This window comes from Desulforhopalus vacuolatus (genome assembly GCF_016918505.1).
Lineage (GTDB): Bacteria > Desulfobacterota > Desulfobulbia > Desulfobulbales > Desulfocapsaceae > Desulforhopalus > Desulforhopalus vacuolatus.
Genome location: NZ_JAFFPZ010000001.1, coordinates 1 through 24369, shown reverse-complemented (window position 1 = coordinate 24369; position 24369 = coordinate 1). Strand labels below are relative to the sequence as shown.

The window sequence follows — 24369 nt, the reverse complement described above, 5'->3', positions numbered from 1 at the left end:
GTCTACGCAGTTGTGTTATCTGGTTAATACAAAATGTAAAGGGTATTAGCTATTTTATGTCTGAAAATTTCATCTGGTTGAGGCGTAATGAGAGTTTATCTCAAAATCATACTGAAATTATTTGCTGTATAACTATTGGATTTTTTGTTTATTTAGTAAGTTTTAGCGGACAGCTCTTATTGACCGGGAAAATGGGAATGCGTCCTTTCACGTGTTTCGCTGGCCATCCAGTCTTTGTCTTTCCGTTTTTTCCTGTCTCCCGTCTCCTGTCTCCCTTTTCCCGTCCCTGCCTTTGAATCCGCCAATACAAAATGGAAATGGTATTATCAATCCATACAACGCTGATAACGTCTGTCTCTAACGTGACAAAATTGAAGATCTGTAACACTGAAAATCTCAAAAATGCACAAGTCTTTTCCACGAAGAAGAGATCGTCTCTGCTTGTAATTCCTTGAAATAGAGATGAAAAAGCAAGTTGCGCAGCACTTTTTCTCGTTTGGCATGATATTAGCATGATTAATACCAGCTGATCTTTAAAAAGGGGGTTTTTGGTGCCTGATGTCTGCAAGCGAATCTGAAGCGTAAAGGGGTGTGCTTAATGCAACTGACCGTTATTCAACACAGTCTCTGGGATGAGCCTGGTCACTGTCTCAGAGAGGTCGCACGAGAGAAGGGGATTACCCTTTGTCTGGTTAAGGCGTGGAAAGGAGAATTTCCGGACCCGCATGATGTATCCGGGGTTATCCTTCTGGGTGGTAATGCAGGTGTTTCTGAAGAGGGCGGTTATCCTTTTTTGCAAAGGGAAAAAGAATATTTGAAGAATTGTCTTCTCAAGACAGATACTCCCTGTCTTGGTCTGTGTCGGGGGCAGCAGCTGCTTGCCGAGGCTCTGGGGGCCCAGGTGAAGCCAGGTTTTTCTTCTTTTCCTGGTCCCAGTGAATCTCTCCTGACTGCAGCTGGTCGCAAGCATCCTGTTTTTCAAGGATTTAGTCGTGGATTTTCAACCTTTAAATGGTCAGGAGATGCTCTTTTTTCTCCCCTTCCCAGTTATTTTGAGATTCTGGCAACGTCAAAAGAGTGCCAGGTCGATGCCTTCAGTATAGCGGCACGACCCTATGTTATCGGCATTCAGTTTGACAACCATACTGCTCATCCAGATGATGTTCGACGCTGGTATGCACGGCATGATTCTATGGGCCCTTTGGCTGTCCCCATGGATGAGATGATTGAAAAAATAAAAAAGGTGAACAACAAATTCCTGCAGGATTTTTCCCTGCTTTTCACAAATTTTGTGGAGCTTTGTCACTCATGAAGAAATGTGCCTCCAGAGAAATTAAAATCATTGACACCACCCTCAGAGAGGGAGAACAGTCTCCTGGCGTTTTCTTTGATCTCAGGGTGAAAAAAAATATTATCAGCGGTCTTGCAGGGCTTGGAATTGATGAGATCGAAATTGGTGTTGCCTGCAGGGAAAACGGTGATCTCAACATCCTGGCAGATTACATTCGCATGATTTATCCGCAGCAGTTTTTTTCTCTCTGGTGCCGTTGTCGGGAAGCGGATATCCTCTATGGCGCTTCCCTGCGCCCTTCCTGTCTCTCTCTGTCTATTCCTGCCTCAGATCTTCACCTTGAGAAAAAACTGGGGAAAAATCGTCAGTGGGCGCTGAACAGGCTGAGACGTTCCATTCAACAGGCTTTGGCAGCTGGTGTGCCCAGGGTGTCGGTTGGTCTTGAAGATGCAAGCAGGGCCGATCCAGAGTATGCCCGGGAACTGGCCCTTGCAGCAGAAGAGGCAGGAGCCTTTCGGTTGCGTCTGGCAGATACCGTGGGTATCTGTACCCCCGGGAGTGTCATCCGGTTACTTGAGGTATTCGACGGAGTAAAGATGGAATTGGGCATACATTGCCATAACGATTTCGGCATGGCCACCGCCAATACCATTACCGGGCTGGAGCATGGTGCTGTGTGGGGAGATGCAACTCTTCTCGGTCTTGGAGAACGGGCTGGAAACAGCCGTCTGGAGGAAGTTCTTGCCTTGCTTGTTTTGCAGAAGAACAGAGGATCATATAATCTGAAAGGCCTGCCTGAACTGAGCAGAATGGTGGCGGAAGAGAGCGGTCATGAAATTTCGCCATCCTGTCCCATTATTGGTGAAAATATTTTTTCCTGTGATACCGGCATTCACCTTCAGGGACTTCTGGCGGACCCTGCCACCTATGAACCTTTTAATCCCGGGCTTGTCGGTGCCAGCAGAAACTTGTTGACAGGCAGTAAGGCTGGACGCCGCAGTATTGTCGCCACCCTTGCCCGTCTTGGACTTCCCTTGCCGGATGAGTCGGGGCTTACCCGCCTGATGCGTCGGATACGTTCTCTGGCGGTCGAGCAGAAGCGTTCCCTTGATGATCAGGAAATCAGAGAGCTGGCGACCTCTTCTTAATCCGTCACTATGGCAGGGCAGAAGTGGTCATGAGCTGATCAATATGATCAGCTCATGATGGTGGTTCTTCTACAATGGATGGCAGGAATCCCGCGCTGGCTCCGGCATTCCTTACTCGTCAAGGGCAAATGGGGGTTTGGTGAGCTTGAGTTTTTTGATCCGGTATCCTATCTGGCGCTGGGTAAGACCGAGTTCCCGGGCTGCCCGGGCCTGTACCCAGCCATTGCGGCGCAGCGAGGCTTCGATTTCCTGCCGTTCCATATCCTGCAGGGAACTGTGACTGGTGGGGGCTTTTGGCGGTGGAGGTGCCGGGACAGTTTCATGCACAGAAGCTCTGGCTGGTACAGGAAGTGTATTCACATGAATTGAAAGTTTATTTATATGATTTTTCAGGTCTCCAATGCGAATAATGTCATCGTCGGCCAGGATCACTATTCTCTCAATCAGGTTTTGCAGTTCGCGGACATTGCCAGGCCAGTTATATGCGGTGAGAAAATCCAGCGCTGTGGTTGCAAGCATCAGCTCTTTACCATTTCGTTCGTTACTTGAGCGGAGAAAGTGGTCGATGAGCTGAGGGATGTCCTCCCGTTTCTCGCGGAGTGCAGGAAGTTCCAGGGGCACGACATTCAGTCGATAATAGAGGTCACTGCGAAAAAGCCCCTTATCGACGTTGGCCTGCAAATTGACATTTGTTGCGGCAATAACCCGGACGTCCACGGTAAGGGTGCGGGTGCCGCCAATTCGTTCAAACTGCTGTTCCTGAAGTACCCGAAGCAGCTTTGACTGGAGGAGCAGAGGCAGCTCCCCGATTTCATCGAGAAAGATAGTGCCTCCGTCTGCCATCTCAAATCGACCTGGTTTTGCTGCATTCGCACCGGTGAAAGCCCCTTTTTCATGTCCCAGAAGTTCACTTTCCAGCAGGTTTTCCGGGAGTGCTGCACAATTAACCTTGATAAAAGGCTTATTCTTTCTTCTGCTGGCTTCATGGATGGCGCGGGCGACAAGTTCTTTTCCGGTACCGGATTCGCCGAGGAGGAGAACAGTGGCCCGGCTGGGAGCAACTTTTTCGATGGTCGAGTAGACCTCCTGCATGACAGCTGAATTGCCAATGATGTAATGGCGATTGAAACGACTGTGCATTTCTGCCTTCAGAGATTTGTTCTCTTCAACCAGCTTCTCTTCTTTTTTGGAAATAGCATGGTGGAGTATCAGAAACTGGCTGATAAGAGTGGCCACAATTTCAAGAAAATTCAGGTCTTCTTCAAGAGAAACCTCGGGTCCGAAAAGATGATCAACGGTAAGGACTCCTACAGGGGATCCTTCAACTTTCACCGGTACTCCGAGAAAAGAGAGGTCTCCTTTTTTAACCTGTGTTCTCGCCCCTGTGCGGTTCAGAAACAGAGGCTCACTGTGAACATCAGGCACCACACAGGGAGAGCCGGATTGAAAAATCTGGCCGCAGATTCCTTCGGAGAGTCCATATATCCCACGTTGTTCTTCTGTGACACTGAGCCCGTAGGAGGCCTTGATCACTAATCGTTTTTTGTCTTGAGCAAGAAGGACAAGGGTTGCCCGCTCCATATGAAGGATGTCGTGCAGTACTTTGAGAACTCTGCTCAGAGTTGTATCAAGATGCACAGCCCGGCCGATAAGTTTACAGATTTCCGACAGGGCGTCAATCTTCAGGGTCTCCAGATGGTGTCCTGTTGATGATTTCTGACGTGTCAGGGGTCCATTATCCATATTCTCCATATATTCCTCTTGTATGGTGACCGTGCAGAAAATTCTGCGGTCTTTCTCCTGATATTGGTTTTTCCAATAAAGGATTCCTAAAGAGAATATGCAAGAATGAGACCATGCCAGGACCCCCATGGAATGGCATTTCCTTTCGACTGAAATTACATTTATGTTAGTAATTATGTTTTTTTAGCTACGCTTTTGTCTTTTTTAAAGTGCCGCGAGCCAGGTCTGTACCGTCTTTTTCTTGTTCCGGGCATGGAGGACTTTTCTGATTTTGGCTTTTGTCTCCTCAGGTGGCAATGTGTCACCCTTGAGTACTTCTTCACAGAGAAGGATATGAAATCCCATGGTTGATTCCACTATTTTACTGATTTCTCCCCTTTCCATGGCAAAGAGGGTCTCTTCAAGGCTGGGATGAAGAGTCCCACGAGCCACAGGACCAATGTTACCTCCCCGTACGGCGGATGGACATTCGGAGTAACGCTGTGCCAATTCACTGAAATTCCCCCCCGAGGCCAGAACTTTTTCGTGCACCCTGGTAATTCGAGCCAGGGCGGCCTCGCGACGATTCTCCGGAAACTGGTCATTGATTGTAATAAGAATGTGGCACAGCTGGCGTTGCTCTCGTTTTTTCTGATCTCCGGCCTCAAAGATCTCTGTAACCTCCGCCTCATCGGGAGGCTCTGTCCGGGCGGCCACCTCTTTGAGAGCAGCTTTGACCATTAACTCTACCTCAAGGCCGCTGGCCATGGCTGCCAGGTCCATGTTATTTGCACGCAGGTCGCTTTGAAAGGCTTCCGGCGATTCATAGCGGTTTGCAATGGCCGCAATGGCCTCTTCAGTTGATTCTTGCGCTACTTTTATCTTCATACCTTCTTTGCTGGTCAGGATTTTACGTTCCAGGGTGCATTCGGCCTCAGCCCGGGTTTTAACCGCCTCATATTCACTCTTCTCAAGTTCATTGAGCGGGCGGTGAAACATCTGCAGAGAAAATTTGAGCTGATTATACGGAAGGGATGGTTGAAGCATGGTGAATTACCTCTCAAAAATTATGGGACAGGTTCTCTTTCAGCAGGCTCTTTTGCGGGTTCCTCTCAGATGTAACGATGGTTTCTTTCTCTTAGAGAGTGAACACTCCTTTTTGCTGCCACTGCCAATAGAAAGCAAGAATATGGCCAGTCGCTTCTTTTTTTCCATTCTCCCTCTGTTTTCTTTCTTTTTTGTCCTTTCTTTTGTTTGTCTGATTCGAGACAAAGTCTACCTTTTTGCCGAATATCTTCCAAAATGTAAATAATTGCACAAGGCTCCTGCAGTCTTGTCGGGGGCCTGATATCGTGCTTGTTGCCACCTAACTTCTTGTTATTTAAGGGAATAAAAAAAAAATTACTTTTTGGCATGCCCTTTGTAATAGCTTTCCCTGTCACAAGGACGCTAAGGAGTGCCTGAGAGGGTTATCCTGAAGCAAAGAAAAAGGCTGAGTCGGGATAAGAGAACAGCCGGTAAATTTACAGAGGAGCTTGAGCCATGAAAAAAATGAGAAAAGTAGCTATCTACGGAAAAGGCGGTATCGGTAAGTCCACGACTACTCAGAATACAGTGGCAGGGCTGGTTGAATTGGGCCGCAAAATTATGGTGGTCGGCTGTGACCCCAAGGCAGACTCCACCCGTTTACTTTTGGGCGGTCTTGCTCAGAAGTCGGTTCTTGATACCCTGCGTGAAGAAGGGGAGGATGTTGAACTCGAGGATATCCGTAAATTGGGTTACGGCGGAACCTGGTGTGTTGAGTCTGGTGGACCTGAGCCAGGAGTTGGTTGTGCGGGACGCGGGATTATTACTTCTATTAATATGCTGGAGTCTCTTGGTGCGTATGAAGAAAGTGAAGCCCTTGATTATGCCTTTTATGATGTTCTTGGTGACGTTGTCTGCGGTGGATTTGCCATGCCGATCCGTGATGGTAAAGCCGAGGAAATTTACATCGTTGTTTCCGGTGAGATGATGGCCATGTATGCAGCCAATAATATCAGCAAGGGTATCGTGAAGTTTGCTCAGTCGGGAACTGTTCGACTTGGCGGTCTGATCTGTAACTCTCGAGCCGTCGATAATGAAGCAGAAATGATTGAGAAGTTTGCCGCCAAACTTGGAACCAAAATGATTCACTTTGTCCCTCGTCACAACGATGTGCAGCGGGCAGAGATTAATCGTAAGACCGTTATCGAATGGAATCCTGAGCTTCCGCAGGCTGATGTCTATCGAGAGCTGGCCAAAGCAATTGATTCAAATACGGATTTTGTTATCCCAACTCCGATGGAGATTGAGGTGTTGGAAGAGCTGCTGATGGAATACGGTTTGATGCAGGCAGCATAAGCAATATAAGATTCCTTATAATACTAAAAAAATATACTGTTCAGGTAAGACTGCCATGCCTGTCAAACTGGAGATATAACTATGATGATAATGATTCGCTCAATTATTCGACCCGAAAAAGCAGATGCTGTTCTGGCGGCTCTCATGGATGCAGGTTTTCCTTCTGTTACTAAATATGCAGTTGCCGGTCGCGGGAAACAGCGTGGCATCAAGATAGGCGATATCACCTATGATGAGCTTCCCAAGGTCATGTTGATGAGTGTTGTGCAGGAGCATGACAAGCAGTTTGTTATCGATACCATCATGAATACCGCCCGCAGTACAGGTAAGGGAGCCTTTGGCGATGGTAAAATTTTTATCACCGAGGTGGATGAATCCTACACTATCAGTTCCGGGATCAAGGATAGCGCGGCAGAGGAGATCTTAGAAGCCTCCGAGGAGGTGCCTGCATGAAAGAGGTTATCGCTGTTGTGCGTATAAATATGATGAACCAGACCAAGCAGGCTCTCACCGATTGTGGAATAGATGCTTTCTTTGTCCATGAGGCCCATGGGAGGGGCAAGGGGTTTGTGAATCCCGAGATTCTGGAAGGAGTGCAGCAGGGCCACGAGGAAGCAGCTTCCCTGCTGGGAGAAAAAGGGAAGCTTTACCCTAAACGTTTACTCACTGTCGTAGTGGAAGACAGTATGGTGGGCGATGTGGTGGAAACGATTATCGATACAAATCAGACTGGCCTGCCAGGAGACGGTAAAATTTTTGTTATGCCACTGGCAGATGCAGTACGGGTAAGGACTGGTGAGGCTGGGAAACAGGCCATCATCTGATTTTTCAGGCTTTAATTATTACAAAAATGTCTGAAAAATCATATTTATAAGGAGTACGAGAATGGTAACAAAAAGTAAGAACAAAACGGTTCAGTGGGAACCGGCCGATATAAAAGCGGAGTTGTTGAAGAAATATCCGCCCAAGGTAGCCCGTAAGCGTGCCAAACAAATAATGATTAACGAGGCGTTGGAGAATGAGACGCCTGAGATTACGGCCAATGTTCGTACCACCCCTGGTATCATCACTATGCGCGGCTGTACCTATGCCGGTTGCAAAGGCGTTATTATGGGACCCACCCGGGATATCGTTAACCTGGTGCATGGTCCGGTCGGCTGCAGCTTTTACGCCTGGCTGACTCGGCGGAACCAGACTTCTGCCGGTCCAGATGGTGCCAACTATATGAACTACTGCTTTACCACTGACATGCAGGAGCAGGACATCATCTTTGGTGGTGAAAAGAAGTTGGAGGCAGCTATCCAGGAGGCGTATGACCTTTTGCATCCCAAGTCAATCGGGGTCTTTGCCACCTGCCCTGTGGGGCTGATTGGTGATGATATCCACACTGTGACAGCCAACATGAAGAAAAAGTTTGGGGATTGTAATGTCTTCGCCTTTTCCTGTGAGGGTTATAAGGGGGTGAGCCAGTCTGCCGGGCATCATATTGCCAACAACCAGATCTTTAAACATGTGATGGGGCAAAATGATGAGGAAAAACCGGGCAAGTATAAAATCAACCTGCTGGGCGAATACAATATCGGCGGTGACGGTTTTGAGATTGATCGGATTTTTAAAAAATGCGGCATCAACTGTATTGCTACTTTTTCCGGTAACTCGACCTATGACCAGTTTGCTTCAGCCCATACTGCTGACTTAAATCTCGTCATGTGCCATCGTTCTATCAACTATGTAGCGGATATGCTGGAGACCAAATTCGGGATTCCGTGGATCAAGATTAATTTTATCGGTGCAAAGGCCACTGCAAAGTCTTTGCGTAAGATCTCCAAATATTTTGGTGACCAGGAGCTCATTGACAAGGTGGAAGCAGTCATTGCCGAAGAGATGCCGGCAGTTGACGTGGTTCAGGCAGATGTTCGCTCCAGAACCGAAGGGAAGACTGCCATGATGTTTGTTGGTGGTTCCCGGGCACACCATTATCAGGAACTCTTTGGTGAGATGGGCATGAAAACCATCTCGGCCGGCTACGAGTTTGCCCATCGTGATGATTATGAGGGACGTCAGGTTATCCCCAATCTCAAGCTGGATGCCGACAGCCGAAATATCGAACAGCTTGATATAGAGAAGGACGAGACCCGTTACAACCCGCGGAAAAGCTCCGCAGAGCTGGAAGCACTGGAAGAGGCCGGTTACAAATTCAAGCACTATGATGGCCTCGCTCATGACATGGATAAAGGCACTCTTATTATTGATGATCTCAATCAGTATGAGGCCGAGAAACTTGTGGAAATCATGAAGCCGGATATTTTTTGTGCCGGTATTAAGGAGAAGTTCTCTATCCAGAAGCTTGGAGTGCCAATGAAACAGCTGCACAGCTACGATTCAGGCGGGCCTTACGCCGGATTCAAGGGTGCCGTTAATTTTTACAATGAGATTGACCGCCTCGTTGGTTCAAGGGTCTGGAGTTACATGCAGGCGCCCTGGCAGAAAAATCCGCAGTTGTCCGCCACCTATGGCTGGGAATAAAATAAGATTGAAGGCAGAAGATGTTGAGATTGAAGGAAAAATCATCCTTTTCGTCTTCGGCCTTCAGTCTCACTCTCTCTACACGTGAGGTTCATCAAAATGCTATTAAGACATACACCCAAAGAAGTAATGGAGCGCAAGGCTCTGACCATTAATCCGGCCAAGACCTGTCAGCCTATAGGCGCCATGTATGCGTCCCTGGGGATCCACGGATGCCTTCCTCACAGTCATGGATCGCAAGGTTGTTGTGCCTATCATCGCAGTGCCCTGACCCGGCATTATAAGGAGCCTGTTTCTGCATCCACCAGTTCGTTTACCGAAGGAGCCTCGGTGTTTGGTGGTCAGTCCAATATGCTTCAGGCTATCAACAATATATTTTCGGTCTATAACCCGGATGTGATCGCTATTCACACCACCTGCCTGTCGGAGACCATTGGTGACGATTTACCGCAGATTAAGAAAAAGGCGGAAAGAGATGGTCTGATTCCTGAAGGCAAGTATTTGATAAGTGCCTCGACCCCAAGCTACGCGGGTTCTCACGTCACCGGTTTTTCCAACATGGTTAAGGCTATGGCCGATATGGCGGAGCCTGCTGGTAAGAAAAACGGCAAGATCAACATTATCCCCGGCTGGGTTGAACCGTCGGATATGGAAGAGATTAAACGCCTGGCGAAGATGGTTGGGGTGAAGATCATCATGTTCCCGGATACCTCAGGTGTGCTCAATGGTCCGCTCTCGGGCGAATATAAGATGTTCCCGGACGGGGGAACCACAATAGAGGAGCTCCTGTCTACTGGCGATTCTATTGGAACCCTGGCTCTGGGGGAGTGGTGCTCTGCCGATGCGGCCCGTCTCCTGGATAAGAAACACAAAGTACCCTGCAGTGTTCTGGACATGCCTTTCGGGCTCAAAGCCACAGACCGTTTTATTGATGCTATGCGTACCGTTGCAGGGGTCAATGTCCCGGATGAAGTTTCCGTGGAGCGCGGGCAGCTGGTGGATTTGATTTCTGATATGCATCAGTATTTTTATAAAAAGAAAGTGGCCCTGGCCGGAGATCCGGATCAACTCATCGCCATGACCGAGTTTTTGGTTTCCATTGATATGTGCCCGGTTCATATCGTTACCGGTACACCTGGCAAAAAGTTTGAAAAACGGATCAGGGAGATCACCAGTGGCATGGGCTGTGAGGTTAATGTCAAGGCCAAAGGAGACCTTTTCCTCCTCCATCAATGGATCAAGAATGAGCCGGTAGATCTGCTCCTGTGTAACTCTTATGGCAAGTATATTGCCCGAGATGAAGATATTCCTTTTGTACGCTGGGGCTTTCCGATTCTTGATCGTCAGGGGCATCAATATTTTCCCACCGTAGGCTATAAAGGTGGACTGCGCATGCTGGAGAGGATTCTTGGTGTTCTCCTGGATCGTCAAGATCGTGATTCTTCTGAAGAGAAGTTTGAACTGGTTCTGTAAGAATGACTGCCATGGGGGATGGAATGCTTAACCATTTAATGATACTGGATGTCAAACTTCCCATTGCACCTCTGGCCAATCATCGATTGGTCAGAGGTGGGGATGAAAAAGCAGCGACAGCCCTGATCCCGGCCGAAGCCGTGGCCTGGGTGCAGGCCTTGCGCAAAGGTGGAAAAACGGTTCGAAGCATTGAACTTTGCGGTCCTGGGGATGTCCTTGCTTCAATTCCAACAACTCTTGACTGTCTGGCGCTTCTCCAGCCGGAAATTCAAAAAGCAGAACTCAGCCTCACATCTCTCGGTCTGGGGGGTGTTGAGGTTGCTCCCGACCTGGCCCGCCTTGGAGTGAAAACAGTGCGTTTGCTGGTAGATACGGTAACGGCTGAGACTGTAAAGAAGCTGTATTCCTGGGTTCGACCGGGGAAAAAAACGATTCCCCTGAGCAAGGTTGCAGAAGTGCTCATCCGTGAGCAGGCCGAGGTTGTCCAGGCCCTTCAGGCCGCAGGTATCAGAGTCGTGATTCGTACACAGCTGGTTCCGGATGTAAACGATGCTGAGGTTCTCGTCATTGCCGAGAAAATGGCTGGCCTTGGAGCTGCAGCCATGGAGATCAGTGGAGAGGACGACACTCTTGATCTGCAAAAAATATCTGTTGAGGCTTCGAAATATCTGCCCGCAACGGTGTACGTTCCCGTCTCTGAAATTCTGCCTCCGGGAACTCCCGGTTCCTGTGCGGAGATGATCATGCCTGAACCGAGCCCGGAGCGTCCCAACCTGGCGGTGGTCAGTACCAATGGTATGGATGTTGATATGCATCTTGGACAGGCGACGCAGGTCTTGATTTATGGACCCAGGGTTGACGGGCTGGTTTGCCTTTTAAAAGCTCGCCAGACTCCAGGGGGCGGTGGCGGTTCTGAGCGCTGGCAGTCTCTGGCCGAGGATTGTCTCCATGACTGTTTTGCTCTGCTGGCAACCCATGCCGGAGATGCTCCCCGTAAGGAATTTGCTGAGCTTGGGATTCAAGTTATCCTCACCGAGGAGAATATAGAGGGGCTGGTTGATGTGCTCTACGGTGGCGGTAAGAAAAAGAAATGTAAAATATAGACGAACGGTTTCTCGGGGATCATATCCCAGGTGAGCTGTCACAATATGAGAGGAGAAGAACAATGGCTATACCAGAGAGAATGATTCTTGTCTGTCAATCGTTTCGCGTGGCTGGAGATAAGAAGGGCATTTGTCATAAAGCTACCGAGGGTTTTCTGCAATATATCGAAGAGGAGGCGCTGGATCGAGGTATGGACTGTATCGTGACCGCCACAACCTGCCTGAAACAGTGCGACAGAGGTCCCATAATGGTCATTCAGCCGGAAAACTGGTGGTTTAAGGGGGTTGACAGTGAGGAGGCCATTGATGCCATTCTTGATGGTCTGGAAGAGGGCGAACCTGCGGCTGAGTACCTTCTTTCCTGAGCGACTGAGAGAGGGGAGTGAAATGGTCTTTATGTCATATCTGGAAGTGAACGTTCTTTTGTGAAAAATCAAATGATTTAATACTGTTACGAGGAGCACGATTATGAAGAAGACGTGGGAAAAAATATTCGAATATGCCTCTATGCCGGTGCAGGGCACTATGTCGCGCAGATTGCGCAAAGGTGTTTCATTGCAGATTAATGAGGGAAAGGTCTTTGAAACTGGTGTCCTTTTTCTCGATGAAGGCTTTGTCCGTATTACCGAGGATGGGAACAAACAGCCGACCATTAACAGCTATTATGACTGGACTAAAATAAGTTCCATTCGAACCTTAAGCGTCAAGGAATAATGTGTCTCCTGGAGGTCTTCATCTTCGGCAGGCTGAGGGGAGCGATCTTGACGCTTTGACGGGGTTGTTGAAACAGCTTTTTTCGATTGAAGAGGATTTTGATTTTGATGCAGTTCGCCAGCGCCGGGGCCTGGAGATGATGCTTGACCATGCTGGTGCGGTTCTCCTGGTTGCCGAAGTCGAAAGTCGGGTTATCGGCATGTGTTCCGGTCAGACCATGGTTTCTACGGCAGAAGGTGCTTTTTCACTGCTGGTTGAAGACGTGGTGGTCGATGAACAGTGGCGGGGCAGGGGGGTCGGTACAGATCTACTGAAGGCCTTGGAAAAATGGGCCAGAGAGATGAAGATAGTGCGTTTCCAGCTTCTTGCCGACCGGTCGAATGCAGCTGGCCTGGAATTTTATAATAAGCAGTCCTGGAAAAATACTAACCTTGTTTGTCTGTGTAAACGTTGATCAATTCGTAATACAAGAGAGGGTAAAGATTATGCTTCCAGCAGATATTCACACAGTTTCTTCCCTGGTAGGATTTGGTGATATCAAGAAGGTCCCACCCATTGATGGGTGGGAGGAGTTCCTTCACGATGGGGATGCTTATTTACGAACAGGTCTTGGTGCAGAGGCGAAGCATAAAAAGGCCTTTACCCCGGAGATTCTTTATAATGTTGTTGCCATGGCCATTGAAAAATTTGTAATGGCTGCTCTTATGCAGCGTGGAGCCCTGCCTTATAATCATACCATGGGAGACCTTGTGGAATCCATGGAAGAGGCTTTTCCTGGTGCCATGGGGGATTTGAAGGACGCTCTCCTTGATCTTGATCGTTACCAGGAAATATGTGACGTGGATACCTATAATATCGTCCCTCCTTCCAGGGAACAAATTCCAAGTATGCTTCATCTGGCAGTGAGAATGCAAAAACTGGTGTACAAAACAACAGGAGGGGAAATGAAATGACACTCAGACCATTGGGTATTGTAAAGGAGATTGTTGAATCTGCGGGAATGGGAATCTCTTATGCCTATGACGATCTGGTTTTTCTGGAACATAACGGTTTCCTGCTCCAGTTTGTTGATACACCGCAGGAGATCTTGATCCATGTCAATGAAGAGGCTGTGGAGGATGAACTGGAGGTTGCTCTGTCTCTGCTGCAGCAGCAGGGACAGGAACACGGCATGGTCTTCAATAGAGGCAAATATTATAAATTAAGTCAGGCAGACGAAAAAAATATCCGTATTGAATTTCTATCAAAAAAAGATTTCGCAACCTAAGGAGATATGAATGTCTAAAAAAAATGTTGAAGCACTGTTGATTGCAGGTGGCGAGGACAAACATTTACGCGCCAAATATGATGTCCCGGGCACCAGAGAGGAATTTGTCGTCCTTGCCGCAGCTGACGGCTATGACTTTACCATAGAAGAGCTTGATGCCGTTTTGAAGGCGTCCGGCGATGTCTTTGAAAAAAACGGGAATCCGGCCAAACGATCAATCTGGTGGGCATAAGTTCCGGGTCATGAACAAAGGTGATTGAGTGTGAGAGCGCAATCACACTCAATCACCTTTGTTGTTGAGAACCGGTACATCTCCTGGAACCGGGTGCGCCATGACAGCCCTGAATTATTCCGTACACGCATACCGTAAAAAAGAAGAGTGAAAGAAACAAAAATTCCCCTGTACTTTTCATTTTTGTTACTTTCGCGTATTATTTTGATGCGGGATCAACTGTTCCCCTTCTCTCGTTGCTGAAAATCTGTTCAGACGGACTGAGAACGGGGTGGAAAACTCATTTTTTTTCAGGAGGAATCATGGCGCTTTACTTCGTTCAACATGGTCTGTCTGCCAGCAAAGATCAGGATCCGGAACAGGGCCTGACGGAAATCGGCATGGATGAAGTGAAATTCATTGCTCAGGCAGCAAAAGGGTATCAGGTGCCGGTGGGGACTATTTTTCACAGCCAGAAAAAAAGGGCAGCCCAAACTGCTGAGCTTTTGTCAGCCGCATTGCAGTCTGACAAAGATATCCAGCAAATAACAGGGATTAAACCCCTGGATGATGTGAAAGCATTTGCGGCAACGTTGACCTGTGCGGGCAACAGCATGTACGTGGGGCATCTGCCTTTCATGGAAAAATTAACCTCTTATCTGGTGGCAGGTTCAACCGATCTTACTGTTTTTAAATTTCAGAACGGCGGTATCGTCTGCCTGGATCAGGGGAGTGACGGCAGCACATGGTTTATCAAGTGGAGCTTGATGCCTCATATCAGTTGACTTTTGTCTTGACCAGGGGATCCCCTTTATCTCATAAATAGCGGGAACAGCCTTTTTCTTTTAAAGGAACTGTTACCAGTTTAGAACCATCACCCATACTGGAGGACGTAAAGAGATGATACAGAAATTCAAGGCTACTGTTACAGCAATTTTAGCCATGGGGTTTGTCGCAGGCTTTGCATGCACAAGTCTGGCAGGTCAAACTGTTTGGAGACTTGCTCATGTTGCTGTTGCAGAAGCGGATAACCCCTACCACGCCACTTCCTTGAAATTTAAGGAGTTGGTAGAAAAAGGAACTGATGGTCGGGTACAAATCAAGATTTTCCCCCAACGTCAATTGGGCAATGACCGTGAGATTCTGGAAGGAGTACAGGCCGGATTGATCGACGTTTCTGCAGCAACACTGGGACCCGTTGCGGCATTTGAGCCCTCTGTTGCCATGATGGAACTGCCATTTCTTTATAAAAACCCGAAACATCTGGATACCATTCTTGATGGACCTGTTGGCAGAAAGATTCTCGATAAGCTGGAGAATGCCGGTTTCAAAGGGCTGGGCTTTTTTGATGATGGAATAAATAACATTACCAACTCCAGGAGACCAATTCACAGCGCCGCCGATTTCAAAGGGTTACAAATGCGTACCATTGAATCTCCGGTGAGAATTTCTACAGCCAGGGCACTGGGAGCCAATCCAATTCCCGTTCCCTATAGCGAGCTCTATACAGCCCTTCAGACCGGTGTTGTTGACGGACAATCCAATCCAAACTGGGTTATTAGTGCCCGAAGTCTGTGGGAAGTTCAGAAATATGTATCTATTACCCAGCATATCTGGGGCGGAGCTATTCTCCTTGTCAGTAACAAGAAGTTTGCAAAGCTTTCAGAAGCCGACCAGAAGACTGTAATGGAAGCAGGACTCGCAGCATGTAAATTCGGTCGGGACCTTGGCCGGGCCTCAGAAGAAAAACATCTGGAGAAGGCTATTGAGAAAGGAATGACTGTAGATAGAACCCCTGATATTACCTCAATGCAACAAGCTACAAATGTTGTTTATGAAGATATCTATAAAGAGCATCCTGATTGGACGGAAACCATCAAGACCATCCGTGAAATGTAACTCCCGTCCAGGGCCAGCTGATTCCACCATGGATGTAACGGTGCTGAACCAATGGACATAGTCAATTGAGAGGCGTTCGCTTCTCGTCAGCGCGGCATCTTAATCAGTGAAAAAACGGCAACCAAACCGGTAATTCTATCATTTTTTCCAAACAGAATTGCCGGTTTTGCAAAGAACCACAGAAAAGGACTGAGATTGTACAACCGTTTGCTCGGCTGTTTACCTCATCTTACGCGTTCTTGGAATTTTGCTGAGTCCGTAAACAACTACTTATCATGCAGAGCGTGGAGATGCCGAGCCATCTTCAGCTTAACCAGCTCCCATGTTGGGCATGTCAGATCAGGGAGAAGGGTTTATGTACCACTTATACAAAAAGCTTTTGAGGCTGGTGGCCAAAGGTTTGGGAGGCACTGTTAACGTTGTTGACCAGATATTGCGCTATGTCGTGGCTATCGGTGTTGCGACCATTATGTTTGCGATCATATTCCACATTTGCGGTCGATATTTTTGGGGAATAACCTATATGGGTACCATGGAATTACTCCGGTATACAATGATATGGGTCTCTTTGCTGGGTGCGGTTCTCGCATTCCGTGCGAAAGAACATGTGATAGTGAACATTTTTGAAGGCCGGATGTCTCCTCGTAACCTGCTGCGACTCAGTATTGTTGCTGATACGTTTCTGTTTGTCTTTCTGCTTGCAATGGTTGTTGGCGGAGTAGAAATCAGCATGAGGAATATGAATCAGATCTCACTTGGTTTGCAAATTCCAATGGGGTATCCCTACCTGGCAATCCCTGTCGGTGGAGGCTTCATGATTCTCTATGTCCTGCTCAACGTTGTGGAGAATATATTAGGACTTACAACAATGGAGACGTAAGATGGTCTATATTATGTTTTTGCTCTTTCTTTTCTTTGCAATCTGCGGGGTCCCAATCGCATTCTCCCTTGGAGTCGCGTCCCTTGTATACATGGTCATCAATGATGTGACACTTGTCTTAATTGCACAAAAGATGTTTACCGGTATGGATGCCTTTCTGCTTACTGCAATCCCCTTATTTATCCTGGCAGGCAATCTGATGAACGCATCTGGATTGACTTCTGAGTTAATCGATTTCAGTAAAATTTTTGTCGGCCGTATACGAGGGGGCCTTGCCTATGTAAATGTTATCATTTCAATGATTTTTGCTGGTATGACCGGTGCGGGAGTCTCCGATACAGCCGCAGTCGGGACCATCATGATTCCTGGTATGACAAAAGATGGATATAAAAAAGATTTTTCAACGGCTGTAACTGTCATTTCATCAACAATAGGGCCAATAATCCCTCCAAGTATTCCGTTTATCGTCTACGGTTCCATAACCGGTATTTCCATTGGATCACTGTTCCTGGCGGGTATCATTCCGGGCATTCTCCTTGCCCTGTCAATGATGGGAGTGATTTTTTATAGATCCACACAGGAAGAACTCCCCCGTATTGAAAAGGTATTTACTCTTTCCGAAAAGGTACTTATTTCCAAGGATGCCTTACTCGCTCTGATGATGCCTGTCATAATTCTTGGCGGAATTGTCGGAGGGATTGCTACACCAACAGAATCTGCCGGAATTGCAGCTTTTTATGCATTTGTTGTCGGTGTATTTATACGTAAAAAAATCACATTCAAAAGATTTGTCGACGAACTGGTTCAAACGGCAATAACCACTGGTGCCGTAATGATACTCATGGGTACGGCGGCAATATTCTCCTTTATCCTTACAACAGAGTTTTTTCCGCAACAAGTTGCCGAAGCGGTGTTATCCCTCACCGACAATAAGATAATTATTCTTTTATTGATCAATATTGTCTTGCTGGTCTTTGGTATGTTTCTGGATGTCGTTCCTGCTCTTCTCATCATGACGCCGGTCTTTTTACCTCTTGTTAAAATGGTAGGCGTTGACCCTTTGCATTATGGGGTTTTTTGTGTATTAAATCTGGTCATTGGTCTGGCAACTCCTCCTGTCGGAATGTGTCTGTTTGTTGGGGCCAATATTGCGAAACTCTCTATCGAGAAAATATCAAAGTCGCTGCTACCCTTCCTTGTCGCTGCCTTCTCCGTACTTTTGATTGTAACCTACTGGGAAGCTGCCATCCTTTGGATTCCACGAATGTTTGGTTTGCATGAATGAGGTGTTGCTGTTTCCCGGCAACTTCAATGAACATCGAATATAATTAACTCCCTTCAAAAGGGTATTGGTACCTTAGACGTTTTACATTCAATCCACCTTCCAGATTTCTTGTTTTTCATGACATGCTTTCTGGTTTAAGGCACTACAAGGACAGGTAGAAAATGGAATTTTCACGCATGATAACTACCGTCGATTCCCATACCGCTGGCGAACCGACACGGGTAGTTACTGGCGGGATACCGCATATCCCGGGTGAGACAATGGCAGCCAAAAAAAAATGGCTGCAGGAAAATCTGGATCACTTAAGAAAAACACTTATGTGGGAACCACGTGGACATCAAGACATGTTTGGGGCCGTTCTCACCTCTCCAACCTCAGCAGATGCTGATATCGGGGTAATTTTCATGGATGGTGGCGGCTACCTGGATATGTGCGGACATGGTTCAATTGGGGCCGTCACCGCCCTTGTAGAAACGGGTATGGTCGAAATTCCATCACCAGAAAATAATGTTATCTCTCTGGTACTTGATACACCCGCAGGAAAGGTCAAAGCAAAAGTACAGACTGAAAATTCAAAAGTTAAGGCTGTCACTATTCGCAATGTTCCTGCTTTTCTCTATAAAACAATCCAGCTCAAACTCTCCGACATCGGAGAAATCACTGTTCATATTTCCTATGGTGGAAACTTTTTTGCCCTGGTCAAAGCAAGCGATCTCCAAATCGCCCTTCAGGTCGAAAACATTAAACATCTGCAATCCCGGGGCATGGAGATTCGAGAGAAGATCAACAGGGAACATGTCATTCTCCATCCTGCGACAGGAGAAAAAGCAGAGGTAGATTTGGTCGAAATTTATGAGGAAGGGCTGCAGCCTAAAAATGTGGTTATTTTTGGGGCCGGACAGGTCGACAGATCACCTTGTGGTACAGGAACCTGTGCCAAAATGGCACTGCTCCATGAGAAGGGGCATTTGAAATTGAATCAACCTTATGTCTATAGCAGTCTCTTCAACACGACTTTTACAGGAAGGCTGATTGAAGAATCAACTGCAGGAGAACTGCGGGCAGTTATTCCTGAAATTGAAGGCAGAGCATTTATAACCGGAATCCACCAATTCGTCATTGACAGAGAAGATCCGCTGGGGCATGGATTTAGTTTCTCGGCACAACACCCTGACGAGTAAGGGTGGTATGCCCGGACATCTGTGTCCATAAACAAAGGTTCTGCCAGGGGTTTGTTGGGGAAGGATTGTTCTTTCTCCGGCAGGCTCCTGGCGTTTTTTGCCATACCCCCCTTTGTTTGTCTAAATATCCGTAACTTTTCTCTACTCGCGTTTTCGTTTAATGCGTTATCCCTGTTCGTGAAAATTCGTGTCCATTCGTGGTTACAAACTGCAAAAGGAATCACGAATGTCTCCTTTCTCCCTTTTTCCACCCCTGCTTTTGAATCCGCCAATACAAAATGTAAATGGTATAACCCCTCTCCGCGTAGAGAAAAACAGTCTGCCGATTCCTTCTCTTTTTATGGGTTCCCTTATGACAAAAGAGAGAGATTTCTTCAATTATGTAAACTTCTCGACAATTCCTGTTGTCCATATTTCTATTCATTTTTGTCATTTATAATTCCGCTTGTATCGTTATCTCTCTGAAAACACATATAAAAAAAAGATATATTCTTTTGGGCACGATCGTTGCAAAAGCCTTTGTTAAATCAATCAGGAGGAGTGAGCATGGAATTATTGAAAGACCGGGAAAAACAAATTTATCGCACTGGAAAAGAGCCTTTTGCTTTGTCCTGTGACAAAGATTCTCTGGCCGGGGCGGTAAGCCAGCGCGCCTGTGTGTTTTGTGGTTCACGGGTTGTCCTCTATCCCATTGCCGATGCCATACACCTTGTCCATGGGCCTATCGGCTGTGCAGTATATACCTGGGACATTCGTGGGGCGCTTTCTTCAGGGCCGGAGCTGCATCGGCTCTCTTTTTCAACGGATCTGCAGGAGCTGGATGTTATTTTCGGCGGTGAAAAGAAATTGAAACGGGCCCTGTTTGAACTCATCGAACGCCATAGCCCCAAGGCCGCTTTTGTCTACTCTACCTGCATCGTAGGTATTATTGGCGATGATGTGGATGCGGTGTGCAGAGAGGTTGCAGGTAAAACAAATATTCCGGTGATCCCCGTCAAGTCTGAGGGCTTTATGGGCAATAAGCGGGCTGGATACACTGCTGCCTGCAATGCCATGGACCAGCTTATTGGTACCGGAGATACGACTGGTATTTCCCCTTATTCCATTAACATCCTGGGGGATTTCAACCTGGCTGGAGAGATCTGGTTAATCCGTGAATACTTTGAGCGCATGGGAGTGGAGGTTGTGGCCAATATTACTGGAGATGGTCGAGTGGCTGATCTCCAGCGGGCCCACGGTGCAGCCCTGAACGTCGTGCAGTGCTCCGGGGCGACTATGGAATTGGCGCAGATCATGGAAGATAAATATGGAGTTCCTTTCTTTCATGTCTCCTATTTCGGAATTGAAGATATGGCACAGGCTCTTTATGACGTGGCCGAACATTTCAAAAATCCGGAGATCATGGAAAAGACCCGGCAGCTGGTTAAAGAAGAGCTGGAAAGCCTGCTCCCCAAACTGGCTTTTTATAAAAAGGCATTGCAGGGGAAGAAAGCAGCTATCTATGTGGGAGGTTCCTTTAAGGCGTTCTCTCTGGTCAAGACTTTGCGGCTGATTGGTATGAACGTGGTGATGGTTGGCAGCCAGACCGGTACGGAACAGGAGTATCGGGAGCTTGCTGAGATCACCGATCCCGGCACTGTTATCGTCGATGATGCCAATGCTCTGGAACTTACCAGTTTCCTTGAAGAACAAAAGGTTGACCTCTTTGTTGGCGGTGTCAAGGAACGGCCCATTGCCTTTAAACTGGGGGTTGGGTTTTGCGATCATAACCACGAACGCAAGGAGATCCTGGCGGGATTCTCGGGCATGCTCAATTTTGCTCAAGAAGTCTATGCCTCAGTGATGAGTCCGGTGTGGCGATTCACGTATCAAAATGGTGCCAGTCGAGGGAAAAAGTCCGACATTACGATTGCCAACCCCAACGAGTGAGAGAAATCATGTCAAAAAATCCTCCCAATTACATCTCTACCACGAATGCCTGTAAGCTTTGTACCCCATTGGGCGCGTCTCTCGCATTCAAGGGAATTGAAGGTGCGGTTCCCTATCTGCATGGATCTCAGGGCTGTGCCACATATATGCGGCGCTATATCATCAGTCATTATAATGAGCCCATCGACATCGCCTCTTCATCACTGTCTGAAAAACATGCAATCTACGGTGGTGGTGCGAATCTCAAGCTGGGTCTGATGAATGTGACCCAGAAATATCGGCCGCAGCTTATCGGCATTGCCACCACCTGTCTTACCGAGACCATCGGGGATGACGTGAAGTCACTGCTTTGTGAATACGACAAAGAGGTGGAAGGGGAAAAACCGATCATGATTCATGTGAGTACACCAAGCTACAGCGGTACCCACATGGAAGGCTTTCATAATGCCGTCACTTCTGTTGTTAAGGCCCTGGCCGGAAGAGATGGAGAGCAGGATATGGGCAGTGGGGTAATAAACATCCTGCCAGGTTTTGTTTCTCCGGCAGATATTCGTTATCTCAAGGAAATTGCAGCTGATTTTCCTCTGAAAGCCACGATCCTGCCTGATATCTCAGATACCATGGACGGCGCAGCTGCCGAGTTTTATGAGAAGATACAGCCTGGCGGCACACCAATTTCAGCCATTGCTGCCATGAACAGCAGTGTAGGAAGTATTGAGTTTGGTCACACCATGGGTAAGGACAGCAGCGGTGTCCTGCTGGCTGAAAAATTTGGTGTGGAAAATACCAGAATGCCAATACCCATGGGGATCAGTGCAACCGATACTTTTTTTGACTGCCTGAGTCGGTTGAGTGGTTTGCCCATCCCTGAAAAGCACCAGGCAGAGCGGGGCCGTCTGGTGGATGCGTATGTGGACAGCCACAAATATATCTACGGGAAAAAAGCTATTGTCTATGGCGAGGAAGACCTCGTGGTTGGTCTGACTGCCTTCCTGGCTGAGATTGGTGTCATGCCTGTACTCTGCGCCTCGGGTGGGAAGAGCGGCAAGCTGGCCGAGATGATTCAGCAGGTAACCGCTGATGTATTGCCTGAGCAGCCCCAGGTGCATGAAGGAATGGATTTCTATGAGATCAGTGAGATGGCGGAAGAGCTTGCCCCTGATCTTCTTGTGGGGCATTCCAAGGGATATCCTCTGGCTCAAAAACTGTCTATCCCGATTATCCGGGTGGGTTTTCCTATCCATGACCGTATGGGAGGACAACGTATTCTCCACATTGGTTACCGGGGGGCTCAGCAACTTTTCGATGTGGTGGTGAATGCCTGTATTGCCAAAAAGCAGAGCGATTCACCGGTCGGTTATTCGTATATGTGAGAGGCCTGTCCCTGTTTTGCAGTTGTGAACTTTCAGCTGCCGCAGCCCTTCATATATGCACGGGTTTGCTGAGAAATTTCCCCTCAGATATCCCTGCATCTGATTTTTATTACTCAAGAAAGTAAACGTCAAAAATTATAATGGAGCAGATTATGAAAACTTTGTTAACAGCATCCCCGGACCTTTCCCGCCACCCTTGTTTCAATGCCGGGGTTCAAGGTAAATTTGGCCGGGTTCATTTGCCGGTAGCTCCGAAATGCAATATCAAATGTAATTATTGCAACCGAAAATATGACTGTGTCAACGAATCACGACCTGGAGTTACCTCTACTGTTTTAACGCCGGAACAGGCTCTGGTCTATATGGACAAAGTGCTGACTGCCGAACCCCGTATTTCTGTGGCGGGTATTGCCGGCCCCGGGGATCCATTTGCCAATGCCAGTGAGACCCTGGGAACCATGCAGCTCCTTCGCCAGAATTATCCAGATCTCATTCTCTGTCTTTCCACGAATGGCCTGGCTCTGGCGCCTTATGTGGACGAGGTCGCCGATATCGGTGTCTCCCACGTTACGGTAACAATGAATGGCGTTGATCCCGAAATCACCAAAAACATCTATAGTTATGTGAGGGATGGTAAAATCCTCTATCGCCATCGGCAGGCAGCTGAACTTCTCATGGCCCGCCAGTTTGCGGCTGTTGAGAAATTGAAATCAAAGGGCGTGACCGTCAAAATAAATTTTATCACTGTTCCCGGAGTCAATGACCATCATGCTGAGGAGACGGCTCGGGTTATGGCCTCGATGGGAGTGGATCTCTTTAATTGTATGGCCTTGCTGCCCAGTGCAGATACCCCTTTTGCTGATCTGGTGGAGCCGGATAAGGCGATGATGGATACACTGAGAAACAGCTGTGAAAAACATCTGCCGCAGATGCGTCATTGCAGACGATGTCGCGCAGATGCTGTTGGACTGCTGGGGAAAGATAAATCAGGTGAAATGGCCGGATGCCTCAAGACGTGTGCCAGCATGCCTGCGACTCCTCCCCAGGAGAGGCCCTATGTAGCCGTGGCCAGCCTGGAAGGAATGCTTGTCAATCAGCACCTGGGAGAAACAACGAAATTCCTCATCTATGGTAAGGATGAAAATGGCTATAGCCTCATTGAGGAGCGTCGGGCACCCGTTCCTGGAGGTGGTCTGGGACGCTGGGAAGCCTTGACACGGCTGCTCTATGACTGTCGGGCGGTAATGGTAAGCGACATGGGAGTTTCCCCTAAAGAGGTGTTCACCCGGGCAGGAATCACCCCGATTACCATGTCTGGTTTTATCGAAGCGGGACTGGAGGCAGTCTACACGGGCAAAGGACTGTCGGCCTTGAAGAGAAGAACCAAAAAGAGTTGCGATGGCGGTGAGTGCCTGGGGACCGGCACCGGCTGTGGTTGAGGAGCAAACCGTCTGAATGTTTTGCCACATACCACCAGATGCCAGGAGATTTCATTGGGCTCTGTGCTGGTAAAGAAAAACCCCGAAAGCCGTCCTGGCTTTCGGGGTTTTTTATTGGGCTTTTGTGAATTTCACATTGGCGGAGGAGGCGGGATTCGAACCCGCGGTGCGGTCTGACCCGCACAATGCTTTTCGAGAGCACCGCCTTCAGCCGCTCGGCCACCCCTCCGCATGAAAAATATATGCCACAAACGGGAATATTCAGGCCAAACAACATGCCAGAAATCGACGAATATTGCAAGTCTTCCTGTTCCTCGTGTTGAGGTGGAAATTAGAATTTTTTCTGTGTGACGTTCACTGCCTTCATGGCTATATTCCGCCTGAATGTCTTTGAAGATGGACGAAAGACTGGTTCTTTGCAGTGGTGTCCGGTTAGAAAATTGCATGTTTCTTTTTTAACCGTTTTCGTGGTCGTGGACTGCATTTTCGTTTGTGTATTTGCATAGCTGCTGCCTGTTCTGCTGCCTGCTGTCTTGCTTCATTACG

At 47.8% G+C, this 24369-nt stretch carries 25 protein-coding genes and 1 tRNA gene; 22 read left to right on the top strand and 4 right to left on the bottom strand.

Translation table 11 applies throughout. From position 1 onward, the window contains the following. Positions 1–598 precede the first annotated feature (598 nt). Both JWG39_RS00130 and JWG39_RS00125 read left to right on the top strand, forming a co-directional pair. Entirely contained in the window at positions 599–1312 is a 714-nt protein-coding gene (locus JWG39_RS00130; protein ID WP_205217317.1) for a type 1 glutamine amidotransferase, read from the top strand. Then, on the top strand, positions 1309–2439 hold the full coding sequence (locus JWG39_RS00125) for a LeuA family protein (protein ID WP_205217316.1): 1131 nt from the start codon (positions 1309–1311) through the stop codon (positions 2437–2439). Before JWG39_RS00130 ends, JWG39_RS00125 begins: the two co-directional genes overlap by 4 nt. A 111-nt stretch (positions 2440–2550) precedes the next feature. On the opposite strand, the gene nifA is transcribed toward JWG39_RS00125, so the two are convergent. From nifA to JWG39_RS00110, 3 genes are all read right to left on the bottom strand, one after another. Further along, on the bottom strand, positions 2551–4182 hold the full coding sequence (gene nifA / locus JWG39_RS00120; protein ID WP_240191899.1) for a nif-specific transcriptional activator NifA: 1632 nt from the start codon (positions 4180–4182) through the stop codon (positions 2551–2553). Positions 4183–4386: 204 nt separating this feature from the next. Beyond that, positions 4387–5208 carry a nitrogen fixation protein NifM gene (gene nifM, locus JWG39_RS00115; RefSeq protein WP_205217314.1) on the bottom strand — a complete coding sequence of 274 codons (822 nt, stop codon included), beginning with the start codon at positions 5206–5208 and terminating at the stop codon, positions 4387–4389. Between the two features lie 91 nt (positions 5209–5299). Beyond that, on the bottom strand, positions 5300–5479 hold the full coding sequence (locus JWG39_RS00110) for a hypothetical protein (RefSeq protein ID WP_205217313.1): 180 nt from the start codon (positions 5477–5479) through the stop codon (positions 5300–5302). Positions 5480–5712: 233 nt separating this feature from the next. Between JWG39_RS00110 and nifH the strand changes: the two genes are divergently transcribed. The 20 genes from nifH (at position 5713) to nifB (ending at position 23823) form a co-directional block, all read left to right on the top strand. Further along, positions 5713–6543, top strand: a complete 831-nt coding sequence (gene nifH, locus JWG39_RS00105) for a nitrogenase iron protein (RefSeq protein ID WP_205217590.1) — start codon at positions 5713–5715, stop codon at positions 6541–6543. Between the two features lie 81 nt (positions 6544–6624). Then, the gene (locus JWG39_RS00100) at positions 6625–6996 is read left to right on the top strand and encodes a P-II family nitrogen regulator (protein ID WP_152943676.1); all 372 of its coding nucleotides are present in this window, start codon (positions 6625–6627) and stop codon (positions 6994–6996) included. Then, a complete protein-coding gene (locus tag JWG39_RS00095) occupies positions 6993–7367 on the top strand; it encodes a P-II family nitrogen regulator (RefSeq protein ID WP_205217312.1) in 375 nt (124 codons plus the stop codon). The genes JWG39_RS00100 and JWG39_RS00095 overlap by 4 nt, the downstream gene beginning before the upstream one ends. Positions 7368–7428: 61 nt before the next feature. Next, on the top strand, positions 7429–9069 hold the full coding sequence (gene nifD / locus JWG39_RS00090; protein ID WP_205217311.1) for a nitrogenase molybdenum-iron protein alpha chain: 1641 nt from the start codon (positions 7429–7431) through the stop codon (positions 9067–9069). A 99-nt stretch (positions 9070–9168) separates the two neighbouring features. Next, positions 9169–10542, top strand: a complete 1374-nt coding sequence (gene nifK / locus JWG39_RS00085) for a nitrogenase molybdenum-iron protein subunit beta (protein WP_205217310.1) — start codon at positions 9169–9171, stop codon at positions 10540–10542. A gap of 23 nt (positions 10543–10565) precedes the next feature. Then, positions 10566–11645 carry a NifB/NifX family molybdenum-iron cluster-binding protein gene (locus JWG39_RS00080; RefSeq protein ID WP_205217309.1) on the top strand — a complete coding sequence of 360 codons (1080 nt, stop codon included), beginning with the start codon at positions 10566–10568 and terminating at the stop codon, positions 11643–11645. Positions 11646–11707: 62 nt separating this feature from the next. Next, positions 11708–12010: a (2Fe-2S) ferredoxin domain-containing protein gene (locus JWG39_RS00075; protein WP_205217308.1), complete on the top strand. Its 303-nt coding sequence runs from the start codon at positions 11708–11710 to the stop codon at positions 12008–12010. A gap of 103 nt (positions 12011–12113) precedes the next feature. Next, the gene (locus tag JWG39_RS00070; protein WP_240191898.1) at positions 12114–12359 is read left to right on the top strand and encodes a hypothetical protein; all 246 of its coding nucleotides are present in this window, start codon (positions 12114–12116) and stop codon (positions 12357–12359) included. A 1-nt stretch (position 12360) separates the two neighbouring features. After that, complete coding sequence (locus tag JWG39_RS00065; RefSeq protein ID WP_205217307.1) at positions 12361–12813, top strand: GNAT family N-acetyltransferase; 453 nt, start codon at positions 12361–12363, stop codon at positions 12811–12813. Positions 12814–12844: 31 nt separating this feature from the next. After that, positions 12845–13312, top strand: a complete 468-nt coding sequence (locus JWG39_RS00060; protein ID WP_205217306.1) for a hypothetical protein — start codon at positions 12845–12847, stop codon at positions 13310–13312. Further along, positions 13309–13626: a hypothetical protein gene (locus tag JWG39_RS00055; protein WP_205217305.1), complete on the top strand. Its 318-nt coding sequence runs from the start codon at positions 13309–13311 to the stop codon at positions 13624–13626. The genes JWG39_RS00060 and JWG39_RS00055 overlap by 4 nt, the downstream gene beginning before the upstream one ends. A 10-nt stretch (positions 13627–13636) precedes the next feature. Continuing rightward, complete coding sequence (locus tag JWG39_RS00050; RefSeq protein ID WP_205217304.1) at positions 13637–13858, top strand: Nif11-like leader peptide family natural product precursor; 222 nt, start codon at positions 13637–13639, stop codon at positions 13856–13858. Positions 13859–14160: 302 nt separating this feature from the next. After that, positions 14161–14622: a phosphohistidine phosphatase SixA gene (gene sixA, locus JWG39_RS00045; protein WP_205217303.1), complete on the top strand. Its 462-nt coding sequence runs from the start codon at positions 14161–14163 to the stop codon at positions 14620–14622. A gap of 115 nt (positions 14623–14737) precedes the next feature. Continuing rightward, positions 14738–15736 carry a TRAP transporter substrate-binding protein gene (locus JWG39_RS00040; protein WP_205217302.1) on the top strand — a complete coding sequence of 333 codons (999 nt, stop codon included), beginning with the start codon at positions 14738–14740 and terminating at the stop codon, positions 15734–15736. A 355-nt stretch (positions 15737–16091) separates the two neighbouring features. Continuing rightward, entirely contained in the window at positions 16092–16616 is a 525-nt protein-coding gene (locus JWG39_RS00035; RefSeq protein ID WP_205217301.1) for a TRAP transporter small permease, read from the top strand. Position 16617: 1 nt separating this feature from the next. Beyond that, the gene (locus JWG39_RS00030) at positions 16618–17901 is read left to right on the top strand and encodes a TRAP transporter large permease (RefSeq protein ID WP_205217300.1); all 1284 of its coding nucleotides are present in this window, start codon (positions 16618–16620) and stop codon (positions 17899–17901) included. A gap of 161 nt (positions 17902–18062) precedes the next feature. Beyond that, on the top strand, positions 18063–19082 hold the full coding sequence (locus JWG39_RS00025) for a proline racemase family protein (RefSeq protein WP_205217299.1): 1020 nt from the start codon (positions 18063–18065) through the stop codon (positions 19080–19082). Positions 19083–19628: 546 nt separating this feature from the next. Further along, positions 19629–21011 carry a nitrogenase iron-molybdenum cofactor biosynthesis protein NifE gene (gene nifE, locus JWG39_RS00020; protein ID WP_205217298.1) on the top strand — a complete coding sequence of 461 codons (1383 nt, stop codon included), beginning with the start codon at positions 19629–19631 and terminating at the stop codon, positions 21009–21011. An 8-nt stretch (positions 21012–21019) separates the two neighbouring features. After that, positions 21020–22384 carry a nitrogenase component 1 gene (locus JWG39_RS00015; protein WP_205217297.1) on the top strand — a complete coding sequence of 455 codons (1365 nt, stop codon included), beginning with the start codon at positions 21020–21022 and terminating at the stop codon, positions 22382–22384. A 152-nt stretch (positions 22385–22536) separates the two neighbouring features. Continuing rightward, positions 22537–23823: a nitrogenase cofactor biosynthesis protein NifB gene (gene nifB, locus JWG39_RS00010; protein WP_205217296.1), complete on the top strand. Its 1287-nt coding sequence runs from the start codon at positions 22537–22539 to the stop codon at positions 23821–23823. A 137-nt stretch (positions 23824–23960) separates the two neighbouring features. On the opposite strand, the gene JWG39_RS00005 is transcribed toward nifB, so the two are convergent. Beyond that, positions 23961–24052 (bottom strand) — tRNA-Ser (locus JWG39_RS00005). Positions 24053–24369: the final 317 nt, after the last annotated feature.

What these genes read in the sequence shown, in the direction of transcription:
- JWG39_RS00055 (WP_205217305.1), top strand. Translation starts at nt 13,309, where the DNA reads ATGACACTCAGACCATTGGGTATTGTAAAGGAGATTGTTGAATCTGCG.
- JWG39_RS00035 (WP_205217301.1), top strand. Translation starts at nt 16,092, where the DNA reads ATGTACCACTTATACAAAAAGCTTTTGAGGCTGGTGGCCAAAGGTTTG.
- JWG39_RS00080 (WP_205217309.1), top strand. Translation starts at nt 10,566, where the DNA reads ATGCTTAACCATTTAATGATACTGGATGTCAAACTTCCCATTGCACCT.
- JWG39_RS00040 (WP_205217302.1), top strand. Translation starts at nt 14,738, where the DNA reads ATGATACAGAAATTCAAGGCTACTGTTACAGCAATTTTAGCCATGGGG.
- JWG39_RS00030 (WP_205217300.1), top strand. Translation starts at nt 16,618, where the DNA reads ATGGTCTATATTATGTTTTTGCTCTTTCTTTTCTTTGCAATCTGCGGG.
- JWG39_RS00125 (WP_205217316.1), top strand. Translation starts at nt 1,309, where the DNA reads ATGAAGAAATGTGCCTCCAGAGAAATTAAAATCATTGACACCACCCTC.
- JWG39_RS00075 (WP_205217308.1), top strand. Translation starts at nt 11,708, where the DNA reads ATGGCTATACCAGAGAGAATGATTCTTGTCTGTCAATCGTTTCGCGTG.
- nifB (WP_205217296.1), top strand. Translation starts at nt 22,537, where the DNA reads ATGAAAACTTTGTTAACAGCATCCCCGGACCTTTCCCGCCACCCTTGT.
- nifM (WP_205217314.1), bottom strand. Translation starts at nt 5,208, where the DNA reads ATGCTTCAACCATCCCTTCCGTATAATCAGCTCAAATTTTCTCTGCAG.
- JWG39_RS00060 (WP_205217306.1), top strand. Translation starts at nt 12,845, where the DNA reads ATGCTTCCAGCAGATATTCACACAGTTTCTTCCCTGGTAGGATTTGGT.
- nifH (WP_205217590.1), top strand. Translation starts at nt 5,713, where the DNA reads ATGAGAAAAGTAGCTATCTACGGAAAAGGCGGTATCGGTAAGTCCACG.
- nifK (WP_205217310.1), top strand. Translation starts at nt 9,169, where the DNA reads ATGCTATTAAGACATACACCCAAAGAAGTAATGGAGCGCAAGGCTCTG.
- JWG39_RS00100 (WP_152943676.1), top strand. Translation starts at nt 6,625, where the DNA reads ATGATGATAATGATTCGCTCAATTATTCGACCCGAAAAAGCAGATGCT.
- nifE (WP_205217298.1), top strand. Translation starts at nt 19,629, where the DNA reads ATGGAATTATTGAAAGACCGGGAAAAACAAATTTATCGCACTGGAAAA.
- JWG39_RS00025 (WP_205217299.1), top strand. Translation starts at nt 18,063, where the DNA reads ATGGAATTTTCACGCATGATAACTACCGTCGATTCCCATACCGCTGGC.
- sixA (WP_205217303.1), top strand. Translation starts at nt 14,161, where the DNA reads ATGGCGCTTTACTTCGTTCAACATGGTCTGTCTGCCAGCAAAGATCAG.
- JWG39_RS00130 (WP_205217317.1), top strand. Translation starts at nt 599, where the DNA reads ATGCAACTGACCGTTATTCAACACAGTCTCTGGGATGAGCCTGGTCAC.
- nifD (WP_205217311.1), top strand. Translation starts at nt 7,429, where the DNA reads ATGGTAACAAAAAGTAAGAACAAAACGGTTCAGTGGGAACCGGCCGAT.
- JWG39_RS00050 (WP_205217304.1), top strand. Translation starts at nt 13,637, where the DNA reads ATGTCTAAAAAAAATGTTGAAGCACTGTTGATTGCAGGTGGCGAGGAC.
- JWG39_RS00015 (WP_205217297.1), top strand. Translation starts at nt 21,020, where the DNA reads ATGTCAAAAAATCCTCCCAATTACATCTCTACCACGAATGCCTGTAAG.
- nifA (WP_240191899.1), bottom strand. Translation starts at nt 4,182, where the DNA reads ATGGATAATGGACCCCTGACACGTCAGAAATCATCAACAGGACACCAT.
- JWG39_RS00070 (WP_240191898.1), top strand. Translation starts at nt 12,114, where the DNA reads ATGAAGAAGACGTGGGAAAAAATATTCGAATATGCCTCTATGCCGGTG.
- JWG39_RS00095 (WP_205217312.1), top strand. Translation starts at nt 6,993, where the DNA reads ATGAAAGAGGTTATCGCTGTTGTGCGTATAAATATGATGAACCAGACC.